At 67.8% G+C, this 18979-nt stretch carries 20 protein-coding genes; 10 read left to right on the top strand and 10 right to left on the bottom strand.

What is annotated here, in order from left to right:
• Nucleotides 1-15 precede the first annotated feature (15 nt).
• The 3 genes from ABFG95_RS13145 to dprA all read right to left on the bottom strand — a co-directional run bounded on the left by ABFG95_RS13145 (nt 16) and on the right by dprA (nt 2759).
• Entirely contained in the window at nt 16-489 is a 474-nt protein-coding gene (locus ABFG95_RS13145; RefSeq protein WP_049076822.1) for a membrane protein, read from the bottom strand.
• Nucleotides 490-585: 96 nt separating this feature from the next.
• Entirely contained in the window at nt 586-1494 is a 909-nt protein-coding gene (locus ABFG95_RS13140) for a hydroxymethylglutaryl-CoA lyase (RefSeq protein ID WP_049076821.1), read from the bottom strand.
• Between the two features lie 149 nt (nt 1495-1643).
• Nucleotides 1644-2759: a DNA-processing protein DprA gene (gene dprA / locus ABFG95_RS13135; RefSeq protein ID WP_348996012.1), complete on the bottom strand. Its 1116-nt coding sequence runs from the start codon at nt 2757-2759 to the stop codon at nt 1644-1646.
• 257 nt (nt 2760-3016) lie between these two features.
• On the opposite strand from dprA, the gene def reads away from it, so the two are divergent.
• Nucleotides 3017-3529, top strand: coding sequence for a peptide deformylase (def, locus tag ABFG95_RS13130; RefSeq protein WP_006389914.1), 513 nt, complete (start codon nt 3017-3019; stop codon nt 3527-3529).
• A 29-nt stretch (nt 3530-3558) separates the two neighbouring features.
• Complete coding sequence (fmt, locus tag ABFG95_RS13125) at nt 3559-4500, top strand: methionyl-tRNA formyltransferase (RefSeq protein WP_049076816.1); 942 nt, start codon at nt 3559-3561, stop codon at nt 4498-4500.
• 58 nt (nt 4501-4558) lie between these two features.
• Here fmt and ABFG95_RS13120 read toward each other — a convergent pair whose 3' ends face one another.
• The 4 genes from ABFG95_RS13120 to ABFG95_RS13105 are packed head-to-tail and all read right to left on the bottom strand — an operon-like array spanning nt 4559 to nt 6929.
• Nucleotides 4559-5074: a class IV adenylate cyclase gene (locus ABFG95_RS13120; protein ID WP_054417863.1), complete on the bottom strand. Its 516-nt coding sequence runs from the start codon at nt 5072-5074 to the stop codon at nt 4559-4561.
• A gap of 22 nt (nt 5075-5096) precedes the next feature.
• Nucleotides 5097-5723, bottom strand: a complete 627-nt coding sequence (locus ABFG95_RS13115; RefSeq protein WP_049076813.1) for an HAD hydrolase-like protein — start codon at nt 5721-5723, stop codon at nt 5097-5099.
• A gap of 20 nt (nt 5724-5743) precedes the next feature.
• Nucleotides 5744-6304 carry a hypothetical protein gene (locus ABFG95_RS13110; protein ID WP_278990782.1) on the bottom strand — a complete coding sequence of 187 codons (561 nt, stop codon included), beginning with the start codon at nt 6302-6304 and terminating at the stop codon, nt 5744-5746.
• Nucleotides 6305-6326: 22 nt separating this feature from the next.
• The gene (locus tag ABFG95_RS13105) at nt 6327-6929 is read right to left on the bottom strand and encodes a TIGR00730 family Rossman fold protein (protein WP_049076806.1); all 603 of its coding nucleotides are present in this window, start codon (nt 6927-6929) and stop codon (nt 6327-6329) included.
• Between the two features lie 228 nt (nt 6930-7157).
• Between ABFG95_RS13105 and ABFG95_RS13100 the strand changes: the two genes are divergently transcribed.
• Nucleotides 7158-7718, top strand: a complete 561-nt coding sequence (locus ABFG95_RS13100; protein WP_049076804.1) for a ferritin-like domain-containing protein — start codon at nt 7158-7160, stop codon at nt 7716-7718.
• A 97-nt stretch (nt 7719-7815) separates the two neighbouring features.
• On the opposite strand, the gene ABFG95_RS13095 is transcribed toward ABFG95_RS13100, so the two are convergent.
• Nucleotides 7816-8202, bottom strand: a complete 387-nt coding sequence (locus tag ABFG95_RS13095) for a helix-turn-helix domain-containing protein (RefSeq protein ID WP_049076803.1) — start codon at nt 8200-8202, stop codon at nt 7816-7818.
• 95 nt (nt 8203-8297) lie between these two features.
• Between ABFG95_RS13095 and ABFG95_RS13090 the strand changes: the two genes are divergently transcribed.
• Nucleotides 8298-8615, top strand: coding sequence for a multidrug efflux SMR transporter (locus tag ABFG95_RS13090; protein WP_049076802.1), 318 nt, complete (start codon nt 8298-8300; stop codon nt 8613-8615).
• A gap of 38 nt (nt 8616-8653) precedes the next feature.
• On the opposite strand, the gene rimO is transcribed toward ABFG95_RS13090, so the two are convergent.
• Both rimO and ABFG95_RS13080 read right to left on the bottom strand, forming a co-directional pair.
• On the bottom strand, nt 8654-9970 hold the full coding sequence (gene rimO / locus ABFG95_RS13085) for a 30S ribosomal protein S12 methylthiotransferase RimO (protein ID WP_049076800.1): 1317 nt from the start codon (nt 9968-9970) through the stop codon (nt 8654-8656).
• A 149-nt stretch (nt 9971-10119) separates the two neighbouring features.
• A complete protein-coding gene (locus tag ABFG95_RS13080; RefSeq protein WP_348996011.1) occupies nt 10120-10752 on the bottom strand; it encodes a LysE family translocator in 633 nt (210 codons plus the stop codon).
• A 130-nt stretch (nt 10753-10882) separates the two neighbouring features.
• On the opposite strand from ABFG95_RS13080, the gene rsmB reads away from it, so the two are divergent.
• Genes rsmB through ABFG95_RS13050 form a run of 6 tightly spaced genes read left to right on the top strand, consistent with a single transcriptional unit; the run spans nt 10883 to nt 18767 of the window.
• Complete coding sequence (gene rsmB, locus ABFG95_RS13075) at nt 10883-12220, top strand: 16S rRNA (cytosine(967)-C(5))-methyltransferase RsmB (protein ID WP_100505057.1); 1338 nt, start codon at nt 10883-10885, stop codon at nt 12218-12220.
• Between the two features lie 39 nt (nt 12221-12259).
• Complete coding sequence (locus ABFG95_RS13070) at nt 12260-12850, top strand: DUF4390 domain-containing protein (RefSeq protein ID WP_100505058.1); 591 nt, start codon at nt 12260-12262, stop codon at nt 12848-12850.
• Complete coding sequence (locus ABFG95_RS13065) at nt 12847-15168, top strand: ATP-binding protein (RefSeq protein ID WP_049076790.1); 2322 nt, start codon at nt 12847-12849, stop codon at nt 15166-15168. The genes ABFG95_RS13070 and ABFG95_RS13065 overlap by 4 nt, the downstream gene beginning before the upstream one ends.
• An 11-nt stretch (nt 15169-15179) precedes the next feature.
• Nucleotides 15180-15869: a response regulator gene (locus ABFG95_RS13060; protein ID WP_238909723.1), complete on the top strand. Its 690-nt coding sequence runs from the start codon at nt 15180-15182 to the stop codon at nt 15867-15869.
• Nucleotides 15866-17245, top strand: a complete 1380-nt coding sequence (trkA, locus tag ABFG95_RS13055) for a Trk system potassium transporter TrkA (protein ID WP_049076778.1) — start codon at nt 15866-15868, stop codon at nt 17243-17245. The genes ABFG95_RS13060 and trkA overlap by 4 nt, the downstream gene beginning before the upstream one ends.
• Before the next feature lie 52 nt (nt 17246-17297).
• Nucleotides 17298-18767, top strand: a complete 1470-nt coding sequence (locus ABFG95_RS13050; RefSeq protein WP_049076775.1) for a potassium transporter TrkG — start codon at nt 17298-17300, stop codon at nt 18765-18767.
• The last annotated feature ends 212 nt before the right edge of the window (nt 18768-18979 follow it).

The raw sequence follows: 18979 nt of genomic DNA, 5'->3' as shown, positions 1-18979 counted from the left end.
GCGTTGCGCGGCGCGTCAGCGGCGCCGGTACACCTGCGCGATCCGGGTGAACGCCGCGCGCAGTTCGCGCGTGCCGCCCTGGAAAATCACGGGTCGGCCGCGGTGGGTGAACACCACCAGCCGCTTGGAAAAGATCATCGGCACGAAGCGGACTTCGCGCACGTCTTCCCAGGCGACCTCGCGGCGCGCGAACCAGGTCTGGCGCAGGCCGCGTTCGTCGATGGTGGTGATGGATGTCTGCATGTGCCAGGACACGAACAGCAGGCCGATGAAGCACAGGCCCACCACGATGGCCATCATGCCGTCCAGCGCCTGTCCCGGGGCGCGGATGGCGGTGGTGACCACCTGCACGCCCAGCACGGCCAGGATGACCCAGGTGAGAATGCGCACCCAATCGGGCCAGGCCTGCCCGGACAGGGGCAGCGGGCCGATGGCGCGCAGCAGGGCGGCGTGTTCCTCGGGCGAGGGCGGCTGGGCGGGGGAAGTCATGCGGCTGCGGAATTCCGATAGCGTTGCGAGAAGACGTGCGCCGGGTGGCCCCGACGCTCACGCGAAACGCGCGCAGCCATTCTACGGGTTTTCGCTTCAGGCGGCCCGCTTGGCGGCAATCGCATTGCCGGCACGGCTGGAACCCTTGCGGTTCAGGTTGGCCGACATCCATTGGCCGATATCGACCACCGCGTCGAAATCCACGCCGGTATCGATGTCCAGGCCGCGCAGCATGTACAGCACGTCTTCCGTGGCGACGTTGCCGGTCGCGCCCTTGGCGTAGGGGCAGCCGCCCAGGCCGGCCACCGAGGCGTGGAAGATCGAGATGCCGGTTTCCAGCGACGCCAGGATGTTGGCCAGCGCCTGGCCGTAGGTGTCATGGAAATGGCCCGAGACGCGCGCCGGGTCCACCACGCGGGTGACCGCGGCCATCACGTCGCGCACGCGCCGCGGCGTGCCCACGCCGATGGTGTCGGCCACGTCGATCTCGTCGACCTGCATGGCCAGATAGCGCTGGGCCACGTCCACCACGGATTCGATCGGCACTTCGCCCTGGTAGGGACAGCCCAGCGCGCAGCTGATGCTGCCGCGCACGCGGATGCCGGCCTCGCGGGCGGCCTGCACCACGGGTTCGAAGCGCGCGATGGATTCGGCGATCGAGCAATTGATGTTTTTCTGCGAGAAGGCCTCGCTGGCCGCGCCGAAGATGACGATCTCGTCCGCGCGGGCCGCCAGCGCCCCCTCGAAGCCCTTCATGTTGGGCGTCAGCACCGAGTAGATCGTGCCCGGCCGGCGCTGGATACGCGCCATGACGTCGGCGCCATCGGCCATCTGCGGCACCCATTTGGGCGACACGAACGAGGCCGCCTCGACGTTGGGAAAGCCGGCGGCCGCGAGGCGGTCGATCAGTTCCACCTTGATGTCGGTGGGCACGAATTCCTTTTCATTCTGCAGGCCGTCGCGGGGCGAAACCTCGACGATCTTGACGCGTGTGGGCAATGCCATGTCTCTTCCTGTATCGGTATCGGGGGCGGCCGCGGTGGCGGCCCGGTGCCAGGGACAATATTAGCGCCATCGCATCCGGCCCCGGGCGCGGCCCGACTAGCGCGCGTCCGTGCGCCGGTCATGGCGCCATCTGGCCTCGGGCGGCGCCGTTATTTCAGGCGCTGGAAGCGGCCATCGTCCAGGCGCGCGACGCGCGCGGCCAGTTCGAGTTCGAGCAATTGCGCTTGCAGCGTGGCGGTGTCCAGGCCGCAGCGCGCCTGCAGCGCATCCAGATGCAGAGGGTCGAACCCCAGGGCTTCGAGTACCGGATGGTCCGGCGCCGCCTCTTCGGCCGGGGCGGCCGATTGACGGGCCCCCGGCTGCGGCGCGCCGCCGAGTTCGTCGGTGATGTCGGCGGCGGTTTCCACCAGCTTGGCGCCCTGGCGGATCAGCGCATGGCAGCCTCGCGACAGTGGCGAATGGATCGAGCCGGGAATGGCGAATACCTCGCGCCCGCTTTCACCGGCCAGCCGCGCGGTGATCAACGATCCGCTCTGCCTGGCCGCCTCGACCACCAGCACGCCGCGCGCCAGCCCGGCCACGATGCGGTTGCGCTTGGGAAAGTGGTGCGGCAGGGCGCCGGTGCCCAGCGGCAGTTCCGACACCAGCGCGCCGCGCGCCGCGATGCGGTGAGCCAGGTCGCGGTGCCGGGCCGGATAGATGCGGTCGATGCCGGTGCCCATTACGGCGACGGTGCCGGCGCTGTCGGGGCCGGCGTCCAGGGCGCCTTCGTGGGCCGCGGCGTCGATGCCCAGCGCCAGTCCGCTGACCACGCGCCAGCCGTTGGCGGCCAGGTGGCGAGCGAAGGCGCGGGCGTTTTCCTGGCCGCCGGGCGTGGCATTGCGCGCGCCCACCACCGCCAGAGCGGGGCCTTGCAGATAGGCCGGATCGCCGTTCACATAGAGCAGGATGGGCGGGTCGGCAATGGTGAGCAGGCTTTGCGGGTACTCCGGGTCGGACAGCGTCAGGATGTGGTGGCCGGGCGCCTCGACCCATTGCAGGGCGCTGTCGACCTGGGCCGCCATGTCGGCCGGCATGGGCGCGGCCAGCTGGCGTGCCAGCGGCTCCGGCAGTTGGCGCGCCAGGGCGGTGGCGCGCTGGGCGTAGATCTGTTCGGGCAGCCCCAGGGCGCCCAGGAGCGTGCAGGCGGTGGCGGAACCGATGCCCGGTTCCAGGGACAGGCGCAGCCAGGCGGACAATTCAGCGGCGGTGTGGGTGAGCGGCATGGGCAAGGGGCGCCGGGCGGGCCGGCGCGGCAAAAGCATGGGGCGGGGCGCGCGTGGGCGTGCCGGACGTCCGAGAGTGTCGCACGGCGACCGGGCGCGGCCGCGCGGAGCGGATCGAATCGTCCCGGCCGGCAGCGGCCAAAATCGGGGCCGGGACGGCCGCCGATAATCCCTGGCTTAGCCGAAAACTATTAGAAATCAAGAATCTAATGAATTAAACTGTTGGTCAGACACCAATTACCGACGATCCCTTTTCAATGGCTTTACTTCCTATTCTTCGCTACCCGGATCCGCGCTTGCACAAAAAGGCCAAGCCGGTCGCCGAGGTCGATGACCGCATCCGCCAACTGGTGCGCGACATGGCCGAAACCATGTACGACGCGCCGGGCGTGGGCCTGGCCGCGACGCAGGTCGACGTGCACGAGCGCGTGGTCGTCATCGACGTGTCCGAAGAAAGCAACCAACTGCTGGTGCTGATCAATCCCGAGATCACCTGGCGCAGCGACGATTACAAGATCTACGAGGAAGGCTGCCTGTCGGTTCCCGGCATCTACGACGAAGTCGAGCGCGCCTCGCGCATCCGCTGCAAGGCGCTGGACATCGATGGCAAGCCCTTCGAGTTCGACGCCGACGGCCTGCTGGCCGTGTGCGTGCAGCACGAGCTCGACCATCTGGAAGGCAAGGTGTTCGTCGAATACCTGTCCAACCTGAAGCAGAATCGCATCAAGACCAAGCTGAAAAAGGCCGAGCGCGAAGCGCTGCGCGCCTGAGCCCGTTTCCTTTCTCCCGGTCCGACCCCATGCGCCTAGTCTTTGCCGGCACGCCGGAATTCGCCCGTATTGCCTTCGACGCCCTGCGGGCGGCGGGGCACGACATTCCCCTGGTCATGACCCAGCCCGACCGTCCGGCCGGACGCGGGCTCAAGTTGACGCCCAGCCCGGTCAAGCAGGCGGCGCTGGACGCCGGTATCCAGGTGGCCCAGCCGCGCAGCCTGCGGCTGGACGGCCGGTATCCCGATGAAGCCGCCGAGGCGCGGGCCCTGCTCGAACGTGTGGCGCCCGATGTCATGGTGGTGGCCGCCTATGGCCTGATTCTGCCGCAGTGGGTGCTCGACCTGCCGCGGCTGGGTTGCCTGAACATCCATGCGAGCCTGCTGCCGCGCTGGCGCGGCGCCGCGCCGATCCAGCGCGCCATCGAGGCGGGCGATGCGCGTACCGGGGTCACCATCATGCAGATGGATGCGGGCCTGGACACCGGCGACATGCTGCTGGAACGCATCGTGCCGATCGGCGCCGATACCAATGCCGCGCAATTGCACGATGCGTTGGCGCAGGCGGGCGGCGAGGCTATCGTGGCGGCCCTGGCCGCGTTGGCCCAGGGCGGCCTGGCGCCGACCCCCCAGCCGCAGGACGGCGTGACCTACGCCGCCAAGCTGGACAAGGCCGAGGCCGCGCTCGACTGCAGCCAACCGGCCGAACTGCTGGCGCGCCGCGTGCGCGCCTTCAATCCGGTGCCGGGCGCCAGCATCCGTCTGCCCGGGCTGGCCGATCCCGTGAAGGTGTGGCGCGCGCAGGCCTTGCCGCAGCCAGCCGCGGCGGCGCCCGGCAGCGTGCTGCGCGCGGATGCCGAAGGCATCGACATCGCTACCGGCGACGGCGCGCTGCGCTTGCTGGAGTTGCAGAAAGCTGGTGGCAAGCGCCAGCCGGTGGACGTGTTCGTGCGGGGCTGGCAGCCGGCCTGAGGTCGGCTGCCGCCGCGTCGCGGCAACGGGCCCCGCCGTGATGGCGGCCGGCCCGTTCTCAGGGGCGTTGGGCCAGCAGGTCCAGGTAGGCGCCCGAAAGCAGCTGATCCGGCGCGACTTGCAGGCTGGCCAGCAGTTCGTGGGCTTCGGCCATGCCGGCGTCGACGCTTTCGCCGTCGCGCAGCACCACTTCCAGTTCCAGGAATTCCCCCAGCCCCTCGACCCTGTCCAGATGGATGCGGGTGCGCCCCGCCATGAATAGCAGGCGCTGCTTGCGCACGCGGCCAATCACGCCGTGGGCCAGCGCCAGCGCTTCGCGCAAGGTGTCGGGCGATGCGGTCGGCGAGATGACGTAGAAGCTCTCCTTGGGCCCGGTAGCGTCGGCGCGGCGGTAGAAGATCAGTTCACCGGAGCCGTCGCCGAAGTCGCGCAGCTTGAGGCGGCCGCTGGCGCAGGCGAAGAAGGTGTCGTCCTGGGCGATGCTCACGGGCGCGGCGCCCGACAACGCCGCCGCCAGGGGTTCCAGGGCGGCCAGACTGGCGACGCGCGCCTTGATCTCGACATTGCGTGCCATCTCGCTTCCTTGGTGGGGCCGCTCAGGCGAGCGCGGCGGGTAGGTCGGCGACCTGCAGGATCAGTTCGTCGGGGCCGCGCTCGCGCAGCGCATCCACGTGGTTGTAGCCCCAGGCCACCGAGCCCACGCGCACGCCGGCCTTGCGGGCCGCGTCGATGTCGCGCATTTCATCGCCCACCAGCACGAAGCGCTCGGGCGGGGTGCCGTGGCGCTGCAGCAGCCGGTCGATCTTGGCGGCCTTGCCGAACAGGTCGGTGCCGCATTCGTAGTCATCGAACAGGGCCGTGGTGTCGGGCCCCAGCACGCGTTGCACGTTTTCAAGGGAGTTCGAGCTGACCACCGCCAGCCGCATGCCGGCGGCCTTCAAGCGGGCCAGCGCGTCGGGAATGCCGTCGAACAGGTGCACGCTGGGATCGATTTCCTGCATCAGCGTGCGCACGTGCGCCATGATCGCAGGCAGCTTCCACAGCGGAATGCCGAGGAATTTGAGGATCTCGCCGGCGTCGCGATGGCGCAGTTGATCGCGCTCGGCGGCATCGATCTTGCGAAAGCCGTACTTGTCGGCCACCGTGTTCAGGATGGAGTTGAACCAGGGCATGGTGTCCGCCAGGGTTCCGTCGAAGTCGAAAGCTGCTATGTCGTATTTCAAGTAAACAATCCGATGCCGGGCTACAAGGGGTGAAGCAGATACTGCACCACCGGCGCCAGGTCTTCAAGCGGCGGGGCGCCGGCGACCACGCGCCGCGCGTTGGTCCAGGGGTAATCCAGCGCCAGCAACCAGCCGAAGACGGCGTCGGTGTCCGAGGGCGGCAGCGTCACCATGGTCTCGATGGTGATGGTCAGCTGGGTGGCGCGATACGGTTCCGGCTGGAAGGTCCAAGCGTAGCGGCCGCAGCCCACGCGCACGTTGCCCGTGGCCTTTTCGGTCATGCCGACGATCCAGTCACAGGAATAATCAGACAGATGCGTATCTGCCTCGGGCCGCGCCAGGTAGAAGGTGTAGACGTTTTCGTAGGTCTGGCCGAACTTGCGCACCAGCGTGTCGGTGATCGCGGCCAGACCGTGTGACTCGGGCGGAAACGCGATGGCCTGCGTGCGCAGCGCCATCTTCAGGACGGCCTGCGGCGCGAAGGCGCGCGCCATGTAATGCGGGCGGTTTTCGTCCTTGGCGTGAAAGTAATCGCGCAATACGGACTCGGTGCTGGCGGGAAACGACGAACCGGTGGACATTGCGGGCTTTCCTTGGGGGCGGTTAGGGGGCGCGATGCTCGGGTTTGACCGGCTCGAACCACTTGGAGACGTTGGGCGGCTCATAGATGGCGTAGCGGTCCAGCAGCGTGGCGGGATCGCTTTCCACCACCAGCATGTCGCGGTGCTGGGGGCGCATGAAGGCTTCCTCGACGGCGTGGTCGACGAACTGCATCAGCGCATCGTAGTAGCCGGCGATATTGAGCAGGCCGCAGGGTTTGCTGTGCATGCTGAGCTGGGCCCAGGTCCAGACCTCGAAGAATTCCTCGAGCGTGCCGGCGCCGCCTGGCAGCGCGATGAAGCCGTCGGCCTTTTCCATCATCATGGCCTTGCGCTCGTGCATGTTCTGCACCAGGTGCAGTTCGGTCAGGCCGCGATGGGCCTGTTCCTTTTTCTGCAGCAGTTCCGGGATCACGCCGATCACGCGGCCGCCGCCGGCCAGCACCTCGTTGGCGATGACGCCCATGATGCCGACGACCGAGCCGCCATAGACCAGGCCGAGGTCGCGCTTGACCAGTTCACGGGCCAGCACGCGGGCCTGTTCCAGGTATTCGGGGCGCGCGCCGGGATTGGAGCCGCAATAAACGCAGATGTTCTTCAGGGTCATATGAAGCTACTTATTGTCGGGCCCGTTACAGATTGCGTCACGGACCGTCCGGGAAGCCGATAGTTTACGAGAAGCGCCGGGCGGGTTTCTGGCGCGTCGCGGGAAGGTCAGATCCGGCGCCATGGGCAATGTTTGGACACAGCATCTTTTTGCGTGGCCGGTAGACTGGGTTGTTCGGAACGACTGGAAGTCCAGCGTCGTATTGCCAACCCAAAAGGAGCTAACGATATGGAAAACACGACCCGTAACCGCGAACAGGCAAGCCGCCCCTTCGACATGGATGTGAAGGCGATCCGCGCCAAGGCGCGCCAGGACATCGAGTCCGGCGCCGTCACCGATACTTATCGCGCCGACCGCAAGACCGTGCTCAAGCTGCTGAACGAGGCGTTGGCCACCGAGATCGTCTGTGTGCTGCGCTACAAGCGCCACTTCTTCATGGCCCGCGGCCTGAATGCCGAGCCGGTGGCCGCGGAATTCGCCGAGCACGCGGCCCAGGAGCAGGATCACGCCGACAAGCTGGCCGAACGCATCGTGCAACTGGGCGGCGAGCCGAACCTGTCGCCCAAGGGCCTGCTCGAGCGCAGCCACTCCGAGTACATCGAGGGCGCCACGCTCGAGGAGATGATCAAGGAAAACCTGATCGCCGAGCGCATCGCCATCGACAGCTACCGGCAGATGATCGAGTACATCGGCGAACAGGACTCCACCACGCGCCGCCTGCTGGAAGAGATCCTGGCGGTCGAGGAAGAGCACGCCGACGACATGTCGGATTTCCTGGCCAAGCACTGAAGCGTTGCCGGCCCGCGCCGCCCGTTGCGGGGCACGGGCGCGGGTGGCGCCAGCCTGTCGCCGGGCCGGCTTGCCGTGGCATGCCGGCCGGCGGCGGTCACGCGCGGCGCGCGGCAGCCGCATCGTGGCGGCGCGCCGCCGCGTCCAGTTGCGCATGGTGCGTCTCGGCCCAGCGATCCAGCGCCACCAGCGCCACATTCAACGATTCCCCCAGTTCTGTCAGGTGATAGCGCACGTGCGGCGGCACCGTGCGCATGTCTTCGCGCCGCACCAGCCCGTGGCGCTCCAGCTCGCGCAGGGTCTGCGTCATCATCTTCTGCGAGATGCCGTCCAGCCTGCGCAGCAGCTCATTGTTGCGCAGCGGACCGCGCGCCAGCGCGGGCAGCACCAGCGGCACCCACTTGCCCGAGATCAGCTCGAGCGCGCGGCGCGACGGGCAGGCGGCGTCGAATACGTCGGCGGCAGCGGAGGAAGCGACAGCCATGGTGAGTCCTTCATAGTTACCAAAAGGTGCGTACTTGTGTCGGGGTAACTATAGGCCCTAAGCTGGCCGCGTTCCCATAATCGAAGGAGGCCGCGATGGCCTGGTGGATCCTGTTGGCCGCGAGCGGCGTGGAAATCGTGATGGCGCTGGCGTTGAAGTACGCGGACGGCTGGACGCGGTTCTGGCCCAGCGCCATCGGCATCGCCGCGGCCCTGGGCAGCATCTTCCTGCTGACGCTGGCGATGCGGCACTTGCCCGCTGGCACTGCCTACGCGGTGTGGACCGGCATCGGTTCCGTGGGCATCACGGTGCTGGGGATCGTGCTGTTCGGGGATTCGCCGTCCGCCGCGCGCCTGGCGTGCATCGCGCTGATCGTGGGCGGCGTGGCGGGGCTGAAACTGCTGGAAGCCTGAAGGCAGCCGGCGGCGGTCGCCGCCGGCAGGCAGGATGCTTAGATCGTGTCGGCCCAGAGGTCGTATTCGTCGGAGTCGGTGACGCGCACGCGCACCATGTCGCCGGCCTTGAGGACGCGGTCCGAACTGACGTAGACGCAACCGTCGATTTCCGGCGCATCGCCGGCGCTGCGGCCCACGGCGCCGTCTTCATCCACCTCGTCGATCAGCACATCGATCTCGCGGCCGACCTTGCGCGCCAGGCGCGCGGTGGAAATCGATTGCTGCAGTTCCATGAAGCGTTCCCAGCGTTCCTGCTTGACCTCGTCCGGCACCGGATTGTCGAGCAGGTTGGCGGGCGCGCCTTCCACCGGCGAATACTGGAAACAGCCGACGCGGTCGAGCTGGGCTTCCTGCATCCAGTCCAGCAGGTACTGGAAGTCTTCCTCGGTTTCGCCGGGGAAGCCGACGATGAAGGTCGAGCGGATGGTCAGGTCGGGGCAGATCTCGCGCCACTGCTTGATGCGCGCCAGCGTCTTGTCCTCGAATGCCGGACGCTTCATGGCCTTGAGGATGCGCGGGCTGGCGTGCTGGAACGGGATGTCCAGGTAGGGCAGGATCTTGCCCTCGGCCATCAGCGGAATCACTTCGTCCACGTGCGGATACGGATACACGTAGTGCAGGCGCGTCCAGACGCCCATTTCGGACAAGGCCGTACAGAGTTCGGTCATGCGGGTGCGCACCGGGCGGCCGTTCCAGAAGCCGCTGCGGTACTTGACGTCGACGCCGTAGGCGCTGGTGTCCTGCGAGATCACCAGCAGTTCCTTGACGCCGGCCTTGACCAGGCGCTCGGCTTCGCTGAGCACGTCGCCCACCGGGCGGCTGACCAGGTCGCCGCGCATCGACGGGATGATGCAGAAGCTGCAGCGGTGATTGCAGCCTTCCGAGATCTTCAGGTAGGCGTAGTGGCGCGGGGTCAACTTGACGCCCTGCGGCGGCACCAGGTCGAGGTAGGGATTGTGGTCCTTCTTGGGTGGCGCGGCGTCGTGCACGGCGCGCACCACTTCCTCGTATTGCTGCGGGCCGGTCACGGCCAGCACGCTGGGGTGCACGTTGCGGATCACCGATTCCTCGACGCCCATGCAGCCGGTGACGATGACCTTGCCGTTCTCGGCCAGCGCCTCGCCGATGGCTTCCAGCGACTCGGCCTTGGCGCTGTCGATGAAACCACAGGTGTTGACCACCACGACGTCCGCGTCGTTGTACTCGGGCGTGACTTGGTACCCTTCGGTGCGCAATTGGGTCAGGATGCGTTCGGAGTCGACCAGGGCTTTGGGACAGCCCAGGCTGACAAAGCCGACTTTGGGGGAAGACATGGAATACCTCGGTGGGCGCGAGCCGGCGCCAATGATCAAATATTGCGCAATTTTAGCGCGGCAGGGCGGGGGGCCGTTATTTTAGCGGGTTGCCGCAATCCCATTCCGCTGATATGCGTCCCCAATATTCGTCAGGAAAGCGCCGGTTATCAGCCGCCGCTGCGGCGGTACAGCGCCAGGGTGCCAGCCAGCCCGATCATGAGCGAGCCGCAGACCCGGTTCAGCCAGCGCAGTCCCGAGCTCTGGAAGGCGCGCACCAACTGCGCGCCCAGGGTGGCGTAGGCCAGCATGGTCAGGATGTTCATCAACGCCAGCACGCCGGCCACGGTGGCGTATTGGGGCAGCAGGGGCGCCTGGGTGTTGATGAACTGCGGCAGGAAGGCCGACATGAACAGCAGCGCCTTCGGATTGGTCAACGCCACCACGAAGCTGCGCAGGCCCAGCTTCAGGCCCACGGGCCGGGCGGCGCCGGGTTCGGCGGCCGGCAGCACCAGCGCGGCATCCGAGCGCAGCATCTTCCAGCCCAGGTAGGCCAGGTAGGCGGCGCCCGCCCACTTGATGACATGGAACGCCACTTCGGAGGCGGCCAGCACCACGCCCAGGCCGGAAGCCACCGCGCCCACCAGGATGAAGTCGGCCAGCACCGCGCCGCCCATGCCCCAGCAGGCGGTGCGCACGCCATGGCGCGAGCCGTTGCTCATGGCGAGCAGCACGGTGGGGCCGGGCGTCACGATGGCGACGGCCGAGGCCAGGATGAACAGCAGCAGCGTGGCGGTGGACATGGCGGGCTCCGTGGCAAGCGGCCAGTGTGACGCGCCCGCCGCGGTTCGTCCAGCGCCCGGCGCGGCCCCTCGGCGGGGCGAGCGGGCCGCGCCGGGCTACCATAGCGGTCTTGTCCTTTGATTTGCTGCCATGTCCACGCGTTCCGACACCCCTCATCTGGCCCCGCCGCTGTCCACCGTCCTGCTTTCCAGCGCGGGGGTCGTGGAGGAGGTCCTGGACGGCCGTTCGCTGACCGAGGCGCTGGCCGACGTCGATGGCGCCCTGCGTCCCGCCGCGCAGGCGGTGTCGTTCCACGCCATGCGCTACCTGGGCTGGGCCGACGCGGTCGGCCGCGAGCTGGTGCAGCGCTATCCCAATGTGTTGTTCGAATCGCTGCTGCTGGTGTCGCTGACGCTGCTCAAGGCCGAGGGCGAGGCCGCCTCGGCCCTGCCCGGCATGCCGGTGTACGCGCCGCACACGGTGGTGGACCAGGCGGTCACGGCCGCTTCCAGGAACCGCGGCCTGGCCTCGTTCAAGGGCTTGCTCAACGCCTGCCTGCGCCGCTTCCTGCGCGAACGGGCAGCGCTGGAGGCCGCCGTGGCCGACAGCCCCGAGGCCGAATGGAACCACCCGGGCTGGTGGGTCAAGCAACTGCGCGTGGCCTATCCGCGGCAGTGGCAGGACATCCTGCGGGCGGCCAATGTGCCGGCGCCGCTGACGTTGCGGGTCAACCGACGCCGCGCCAGCCGCGAGCAGGTCCTGGCCGCATTCCACGACGCGGGCCTGGTCGCCGAGCCGGTGGGCCAGGCCGGCCTGGTGCTGGCCTCGCCGCGCCCGGTGACCCAACTGCCCGGTTTTGCCGAGGGCTGGTGGTCGGTGCAGGACGCCGGCGCCCAGTTGGCCGCCGAACTGCTGGCGCCCAAGGATGGCATGCGGGTGCTGGACGCCTGCGCCGCGCCCGGCGGCAAGACCGCCCATTTGCTGGAGCTGGCCGATATCGACCTGCTGGCCCTGGATGCCGATGCCGACCGCCTGGTCCGGGTCGGCCAGAATCTGGACCGCCTGGGCCTGGCCGGCGAGCACGTGCGCTTGCAGGCCGCCGACGCCGCGGACCTGGATTCCTGGTGGGACGGCAAGCCGTTCGACGCGGTGCTGGCGGACGTGCCGTGCACCGCCTCGGGCATCGTGCGGCGCCACCCCGACATCCGCTGGCTGCGGCGCGAGAACGACCTGCGCCGCACCGCGACGCTGCAGGCCCGCATCCTGGACGCCCTCTGGCGTACCGTGGCCCCCGGCGGCCACCTGCTGTATGTCACCTGTTCGGTGTTCCCGATCGAAGGCACGCGCCAGGCGCTGGAATTCCTGCAGCGCCATCCCGAGGCCACGCGCCTCGATGCGCCCGGCCAACTGCTGCCAGTTGCGGTCGATGCAACACCCGCGGCACAGCACGACGGGTTTTTCTACGCCTTGTTTGCCAAGCAGTCCTGAATCGCCAAGAATAGGGGCATGACAGGGTTTCGGTGTCGTATGTCCATCATTTCACGTTCATTTCTGGGGTTATTGTTCGCATTTGCCGCGCTGTCATTGGCGCCGGCGGGTCAGGCGCACGGGTCCGAACCGAAGGTGGTGCGCGTCGAGCCGGTGGTGCGTGGCGACAAGCTTGAAATCGACGCCGACATCGAATTCGAACTGAACCAGCAGTTGCGCGATGCCGCCCAGCGCGGCGTGCCGCTCTATTTCACCGCCGACCTGACCATCACCCGCGAGCGCTGGTGGTGGTTCAACAAATCCCTGGTGGACACCTCCCGCACCTGGCGCGTGATCTATAACGCGCTGACGCGCCAGTGGCGTGCCGGCGTGGGCGAGCTGTCCTTTCCGGTGGCCTCGCTGGACGACGCCATGAGCGTGATCCGCCACGTGCGCAATTGGCAGGTGGCCGATGCCGACGATTTCGACGAAGGCGTGGTCTACGGCGGCCAGTTCCGGCTGCGGCTGGACACGTCCCTGCTGCCCCGGCCGTTCCAGGTCAATGCGCTGAACAGCAGTTCCTGGATCCAGGGCACGCCGTGGACCGATTTCTCGTTCACGTTGGGTGACAAGGAGCAAGACCCCTCATGAGGCTGCTGCTTCGGCTGGCCTTGATGGTCGGCGCCGTGAGCGGCCTGGCGTTGCTGGGCCTGCTGGCGTGGTCCACCGGCAATGCCTCGCGCTTTGCCCGCTATTACGACACCCTGTTGATCCTGAACGGCATTTTCGCCCTGGCGCTGTTTATCTGGGTGGTGGCGCTGACGGTGCGGCTGGCGCGGCAGATCCGCCGCCGGCAGTTCGGCGCCCGGCTTACCGCGCGGTTTTCGCTGGCCTTTGCCCTGATCGGCGTGGTCCCTGGCGCGCTGATCTATACCGTCTCGGTGCAGTTCATGTCGCGCTCGATCGAGTCCTGGTTCAACGTGCGGGTCGACAGCGCGCTCGAGGCTGGCCTGAACCTGGGGCGGGCCGCGCTCGATTCGCTGCTGGCGGATCTGGATGCGCGGGCCCGCTCGATGGCCGCCGAACTGAACCGCAATTCCGACACCGGCGTGACGCTGGCCCTGACCCGCCTGCGCGAAGCCAACGGCGTGCAGGAAGCCATGGTTTTCACTGGCAGCGGCCGCATGGTGGCGTTCTCCACCAGTCAGTACGGACAGTTGCTGCCGGCCATGCCGCCGCCCACCGTCATGAACCAGTTGCGCCTGTCGCGGGGTTACTCGGCCGCCGAGGCCGACGATCCGGTCAAGCCGGGCGTGGACGGCGGCCTGCATCTGCGCGTGGTGATCCCGCTGACCGGCCCGGACCGCTACGACAACCTGCTGGGCGCCGCCTCCGAGCCGCGCTGGCTGCAGCTGCTGCAGCCGGTGCCCGAGCAGATCGCGCACAACGCCAACCTGGTGCAGCAGGGCTTTCGCGACTACCAGGAACTGGCGCTGTCGCGGCTGGGCCTGCGCAAGCTGTACGGCATCACCCTGACCCTGGCGCTGCTGCTGGCCGCGTTCGGCGCCATTGCCGTGGCGTTGTCGCTGTCCAAGCGGCTGGTGCGGCCATTGTTGAGTCTGGCCGGCGGCACCCAGGCCGTGGGCGTGGGCGACTACCGGCCGCTGCCCGAGCCGCCCGAGCGCGACGAGGTCGGCCAGTTGACCCGCTCGTTCAACGCCATGACGCGCCAGCTCGACGAGGCCCGCCGCATGGTCGAGAGCAACCGCCAGCAACTCGAGCGCTCCAACGTCTACCTGGAAAGCGTGCTGTCGAACCTGTCGTCCGGGGTGCTGGTGTTCGACGAGTCCTTCCGCGTCACCACCGTCAACCAGGGCGCCCAGACCATCCTGCAGGCAGACCTGCGCTCGGTGATCGGGCGGCCGCTGGAAACCGTGGATGGCATGCTTGAATTCGCGAATATCGTGCGGCAGGCGTTTTCCACCCACGCGGCGGTGGGCTCCGAGCGCCAGCACTGGCAGCAGCAGTTCGAGATCGCGCCCAAGCAGGGCGACACACCCAATGGGCCGCAGCCGCTGACGCTGCTGGCGCGCGGCACGCACCTGCGGGTCGATGGCCGGGGCAACGGCTATCTGGTGGTGTTCGACGACATCACCGAAGTCATTTCGGCCAACCGCACCGTGGCCTGGGGCGAGGTGGCCCGCCGCCTGGCCCACGAAATCAAGAACCCGCTGACGCCGATCCAGCTGTCCGCCGAGCGCCTGGCGATGAAGCTGGAAGGCAAGTTGCCGCCGGCCGAGGCCCAGATCGTCGAACGTTCCACCAACACCATCGTCAACCAGGTGGCCTCGCTCAAGCAGATGGTCGACGATTTCCGCGAATACGCCCGCACGCCGCCGGCGGTGATGCAGCGCATCGACTTCAACGCGCTGGTGGCGGACGTGCTGTCGCTGTACGGCTGGGAGCCGGACGGCGCGCCCTCGGTGCGCTCGGCGTCCGGCAAGGCGCTGAACCTGGATGTCAGCCTGGGCGCGGACCTGCCGGCCATCGAGGGCGATCCGACCCAGCTGCGCCAGGTGATCCACAACCTGCTGTCCAACGCCCGCGACGCCATTGCCGAGAAGGGCGGGGAAGGCCGGGTCAGCGTCACTACCCAGCTGATGCGCAGCGAGCAGCCCGACCGCGCCGACCAGCAGGCCTTGCGTTTCACGGTCGCCGACACCGGCCCGGGCTTCCCGCCGCAGGTCATGCAGCGCGCCTTCGAGCCCTACGTAACCACCAAGTCGCACGGGACTGGGTTAGGATTGGCAATCGTACGCAAGATCGTCGAAGAGCATGGCGGGCGGATCGACCTTGCCAATCGCAAGGAAGGAGGCGCGCGGATTTCCATCTTGTTGACCCGGCTCGCTCCCGGGGCCGATACTATGGACGCGCCCGCGCAAGAAAAGGATAATGCGGCTACGCAATAGGTGGATGCTTTATGGCCAGAATTCTGGTGGTTGACGACGAAGTCGGTATTCGCGAGCTTTTGTCGGAAATCCTGTACGACGAAGGACACACGGTCGAATTGGCCGAAAACGCGGCGCAAGCGCGCGCCGCGCGCCTTCGCATGCGTCCCGATCTGGTGCTGCTGGACATCTGGATGCCGGACACCGATGGCGTCAGCCTGCTCAAGGAATGGGGCTCGCAGGGCCTGCTGGACATGCCGGTCATCATGATGAGCGGCCACGCCACCATCGACACGGCGGTCGAGGCCACCCGCATCGGCGCCATGGACTTCCTCGAAAAGCCGATCACGCTGCAGCGCCTGCTCAAGACCGTGGCGGCCGGCCTGGCCCGCGGCCGGGTGCCGCATGCGGCGCCCGTGGCGGCGCCCGCGGTGGCCAGCGCCACCGTGGCGCTGGAAGACGAACTCGATCCGCCGACCCTGTCGACGGCCCCCGCCAACGAGGTCCCGGTCACCGCCAACGGCCAGCTGGGCAGCATCTCGCTGGATCAGCCGCTGCGCGAGGCGCGCGACGAGTTCGAGCGCATCTACTTCGAATACCACCTGGTCCGCGAAAGCCACAGCATGACCCGCGTGTCCGAACGCACCGGCCTCGAGCGCACCCACCTCTACCGCAAGCTCAAGCAATTGGGCATCGAGTCCGCGCGCAAACGGGGCGCATGAAGATCCTGATCATCGGCGCTGGGCGGGTAGGCACCAGCGTGGCGGAAAACCTGGTGTCCGAGCAGAACGACATCACGGTGATCGATTCGGATCCGTCCCAGTTGCAGTACCTGCAAGAACACTTCGACCTGCGCGTCGTCCATGGCGACGGTTCGCAGGTGTCGGTGCTGGAAGGCGCCGGCGCGGCCGACACCGACCTGCTGATCGCTTGCGCCGCGTCCGACGCGGCCAACATGGTGGCCTGCAAGATCGCCCGCCAGCTGTTCAATATTCCCCGTCGCATCGCCCGCATCCGCTCGGGCGAGTTCTCCGAGTACCCGGAGCTGATGAGCGAAGAGGGCTTCTGCATCGACGCCATCATCAGTCCCGAGCGCAGCGTCACCACCTACCTGCACAGCCTGATCGAGTTTCCCGAGGCGCTGCAGGTGGTCGAATTCGCCGAGGGCCGCGTCAGTGTCGTGACCGTTCGCGTCGGGCATGGCAGTCCGATGGCGCACCACCCCGTGGACAAGCTGCGCGAGGTCTGGCCAGACGTCACCGCCCGGGTGATCGACGTGCTGCGCGGCGGCCGGCCGCTGCGCGCCGGCTCGGGCACCGTGATCGCGCCCGGCGACGAGGTGGTGCTGGTGGTCGATACGCGCCACGCTCGCCGCGCCGTGCGGCAGCTGCGCGAAGCCGAAAAGGCCGTGCGCCGCGTGATGATCGCCGGCGGCGGCAATATCGGCCTGCGGCTGGCGCGCGCGCTGGCCGAGGAAAACTACAGCGTGCGCATCATCGAGCGCGACCTCAAGCGCTGCGAATACCTGGCCACGCAGTTGCCCGACAGCGTGCTGGTGCTGCACGGCAGCGGCACCGACGAGGCCCTGCTGGAGCGCGAGAACATCGAGGACATGGACACCTGGCTGGCCCTGACGAGCGACGACGAGGACAACATCATGTCGTCGCTGCTGGCCAAGCGGCTGGGCGCGCGCAAGGTGATCGCGCTGATCAACCGCCAGGCCTATGGCGAGCTGATGCAGGGCAGCCATATCGATATCGCGGTGTCGCCATCGCAGGCCACCATGAGCGAGCTGCTGCGCCACGTGCGGCGCGGCGACGTGGCGGCGGTGCACCGGCTGCGCCAGGGCGTGGCCGAGGCGCTGGAAGCCATCGCCCACGGCGACCGCTCCACTTCCAAGGTGGTGGGCCGCAAGGTGGGCGAGATCAGCCTGCCCAAGGGCGCCAGCATCGGCGCGCTGGTGCGCGAGGACGAAATCATCCTGCCCGATGCCGATACCGTGATCGAGACCGACGATCACGTCATCGTCTTCGTGCCCTCGCGCAAGCAGATGCCGCGCGTGGAAAAGCTGTTCCAAGTCTCGGCGTCGTTCTTCTGATGAGCCCGCGCGTCCCGTTTCCCGACGGACCGGCGGCGGCCGGGGAGGCCGCATGAAGCGCGTCCTGGCGACCCTGCACATCCTCGGCCTGACCATGGTGATGTTCGCCCTGACCATGCTGATCCCGCTGGGGGTGGCCTACGTCGGCGGCGACGCGGCGCGTGGCGCCTTCCTGCATGGATTCCTGATTTCGGTCGGCATCGGCGTCGGCCTGGCGGCGCTGACCCGGCGGGCCCGCAGCGAGCTGCGCGCCCGCGACGGTTTCGTGCTGGTGTCGGCGGTGTGGGCCGGCCTGCCCCTGCTGGCGGCGATCCCGCTGCTGATCTACTTCCACCGCGCCGGCCTGCCGCTGTCGTTTACTGGGGCCTATTTCGAGGCCATGTCCGGGTTGACGACCACTGGCGCGACCGTGCTGACCAACCTGGACGCGCTGCCGCCGTCGATCAACCTGTGGCGCGCCACCCTGGTATGGGTGGGCGGCATGGGCATCCTGGTGCTGGCGGTGGCGATCCTGCCGCTGCTGGGCGTGGGCGGGCACCAGGTGGTGCGGGCCGAGACACCCGGCCCCATGAAGGACGAGCGCCTGACCCCGCGCATCGCCAGCACCGCCAAGGCGCTGTACGCGGTGTACTTCGCCTTCTCGATCCTGTGCTTCCTGGCGTACCGCGCGGTTGGCCTGTCGTGGTTCGAGGCCTGGTGCCACATGGCCACGACCATGGGCCTGGGCGGCTTTTCGACCTGGGACGACGGCTTTGCCCACTTCGATTCGGTGGCGGTCGAAATGGTGGCCATGGTCTTCATGCTGATCGCCGGCATCAACTTTGCCACGCACTTCAATGCCTTCCGCCAGCGCAGCGGACGCGCCTATCTGCGCTGCCCGGAGGCGATCCCGTATCTGGTGGTGGTGCTGGGCGTGGGGCTGGTGATTTCGGTGTTCCTGTACGTCAAGGGCGTCTACCAGGAGCCTCTGGAAGCCCTGCGCTACGGCATGTTCAACACCATTTCGATGGCCACCACCACGGGTTACGCCAATACCGACTTCGCCCAGTGGCCCCTGTTCGCGCCCCTGACCATGCTGCTGTTGTCGGGGTTTGCCACCTCGGCGGGCTCGACCGGGGGCGGGATCAAGATGATCCGGGCCATCCTGCTGGTCAAACAGGCGCGCAACGAACTTGTCACAATGTTGCATCCGCATGCCGTCAGCCCGGTACGGGTCAATGGCCGGGCGGTCGAGGCCCGCACCATGTCGTCGGTGCTCGCATTCATGCTGTTCTACGGACTGTCCATCGCTGTCTTCACCAGCCTGTTGCTGCTGTCGGGGCTGGACCCGATCACCGCGTTCTCGGCCGTGTTCGCCAGCGTCAATAACACCGGCCCCGGCCTGGGCCCGGTCGGCCCCATGGGCAATTTCGCGGTGTTGTCCGACTTTCAGATCTGGGTCTGCACCTTCGCCATGCTGATCGGCCGGCTGGAACTGCTGACCGTACTGGTGCTGTTCACCCCCATCTTCTGGCGTAAGTAGCCGGCCCTCGGACACTGCCGTCCCACGCGCGCGAGCCCTGGCGCAAGGCGTTTGCCGGCAGGCCGCCTTTACCTGGGGAAAACCCGAATCAGGGTTTTCCCGTCCCATCCCAAAAGCCCCATCCTGACTGCGCTTGCGACGCCCACCGGCCGCCAGCCCGCGTCCTTCCTACGTTGTGAGCGCTCGCTCACTTTGTTCTAGAGGGAAAAACC

The organism is Achromobacter sp. HNDS-1, assembly GCF_040084795.1.
Classification (GTDB): domain Bacteria; phylum Pseudomonadota; class Gammaproteobacteria; order Burkholderiales; family Burkholderiaceae_B; genus Achromobacter; species Achromobacter ruhlandii.
This window is presented reverse-complemented; position numbering and strand designations above follow the sequence as displayed.

Excerpts from the sequence above, each read along its gene's own strand:
- ABFG95_RS13145 (WP_049076822.1), bottom strand. The coding sequence starts at position 489 with ATGACTTCCCCCGCCCAGCCGCCCTCGCCCGAGGAACACGCCGCCCTG.
- ABFG95_RS13140 (WP_049076821.1), bottom strand. The coding sequence starts at position 1,494 with ATGGCATTGCCCACACGCGTCAAGATCGTCGAGGTTTCGCCCCGCGAC.
- dprA (WP_348996012.1), bottom strand. The coding sequence starts at position 2,759 with ATGCCGCTCACCCACACCGCCGCTGAATTGTCCGCCTGGCTGCGCCTG.
- def (WP_006389914.1), top strand. The coding sequence starts at position 3,017 with ATGGCTTTACTTCCTATTCTTCGCTACCCGGATCCGCGCTTGCACAAA.
- fmt (WP_049076816.1), top strand. The coding sequence starts at position 3,559 with ATGCGCCTAGTCTTTGCCGGCACGCCGGAATTCGCCCGTATTGCCTTC.
- ABFG95_RS13120 (WP_054417863.1), bottom strand. The coding sequence starts at position 5,074 with ATGGCACGCAATGTCGAGATCAAGGCGCGCGTCGCCAGTCTGGCCGCC.
- ABFG95_RS13110 (WP_278990782.1), bottom strand. The coding sequence starts at position 6,304 with ATGTCCACCGGTTCGTCGTTTCCCGCCAGCACCGAGTCCGTATTGCGC.
- ABFG95_RS13105 (WP_049076806.1), bottom strand. The coding sequence starts at position 6,929 with ATGACCCTGAAGAACATCTGCGTTTATTGCGGCTCCAATCCCGGCGCG.
- ABFG95_RS13100 (WP_049076804.1), top strand. The coding sequence starts at position 7,158 with ATGGAAAACACGACCCGTAACCGCGAACAGGCAAGCCGCCCCTTCGAC.
- ABFG95_RS13095 (WP_049076803.1), bottom strand. The coding sequence starts at position 8,202 with ATGGCTGTCGCTTCCTCCGCTGCCGCCGACGTATTCGACGCCGCCTGC.
- ABFG95_RS13090 (WP_049076802.1), top strand. The coding sequence starts at position 8,298 with ATGGCCTGGTGGATCCTGTTGGCCGCGAGCGGCGTGGAAATCGTGATG.
- rimO (WP_049076800.1), bottom strand. The coding sequence starts at position 9,970 with ATGTCTTCCCCCAAAGTCGGCTTTGTCAGCCTGGGCTGTCCCAAAGCC.
- ABFG95_RS13080 (WP_348996011.1), bottom strand. The coding sequence starts at position 10,752 with ATGTCCACCGCCACGCTGCTGCTGTTCATCCTGGCCTCGGCCGTCGCC.
- rsmB (WP_100505057.1), top strand. The coding sequence starts at position 10,883 with ATGTCCACGCGTTCCGACACCCCTCATCTGGCCCCGCCGCTGTCCACC.
- ABFG95_RS13070 (WP_100505058.1), top strand. The coding sequence starts at position 12,260 with ATGTCCATCATTTCACGTTCATTTCTGGGGTTATTGTTCGCATTTGCC.
- ABFG95_RS13065 (WP_049076790.1), top strand. The coding sequence starts at position 12,847 with ATGAGGCTGCTGCTTCGGCTGGCCTTGATGGTCGGCGCCGTGAGCGGC.
- ABFG95_RS13060 (WP_238909723.1), top strand. The coding sequence starts at position 15,180 with ATGGCCAGAATTCTGGTGGTTGACGACGAAGTCGGTATTCGCGAGCTT.
- trkA (WP_049076778.1), top strand. The coding sequence starts at position 15,866 with ATGAAGATCCTGATCATCGGCGCTGGGCGGGTAGGCACCAGCGTGGCG.
- ABFG95_RS13050 (WP_049076775.1), top strand. The coding sequence starts at position 17,298 with ATGAAGCGCGTCCTGGCGACCCTGCACATCCTCGGCCTGACCATGGTG.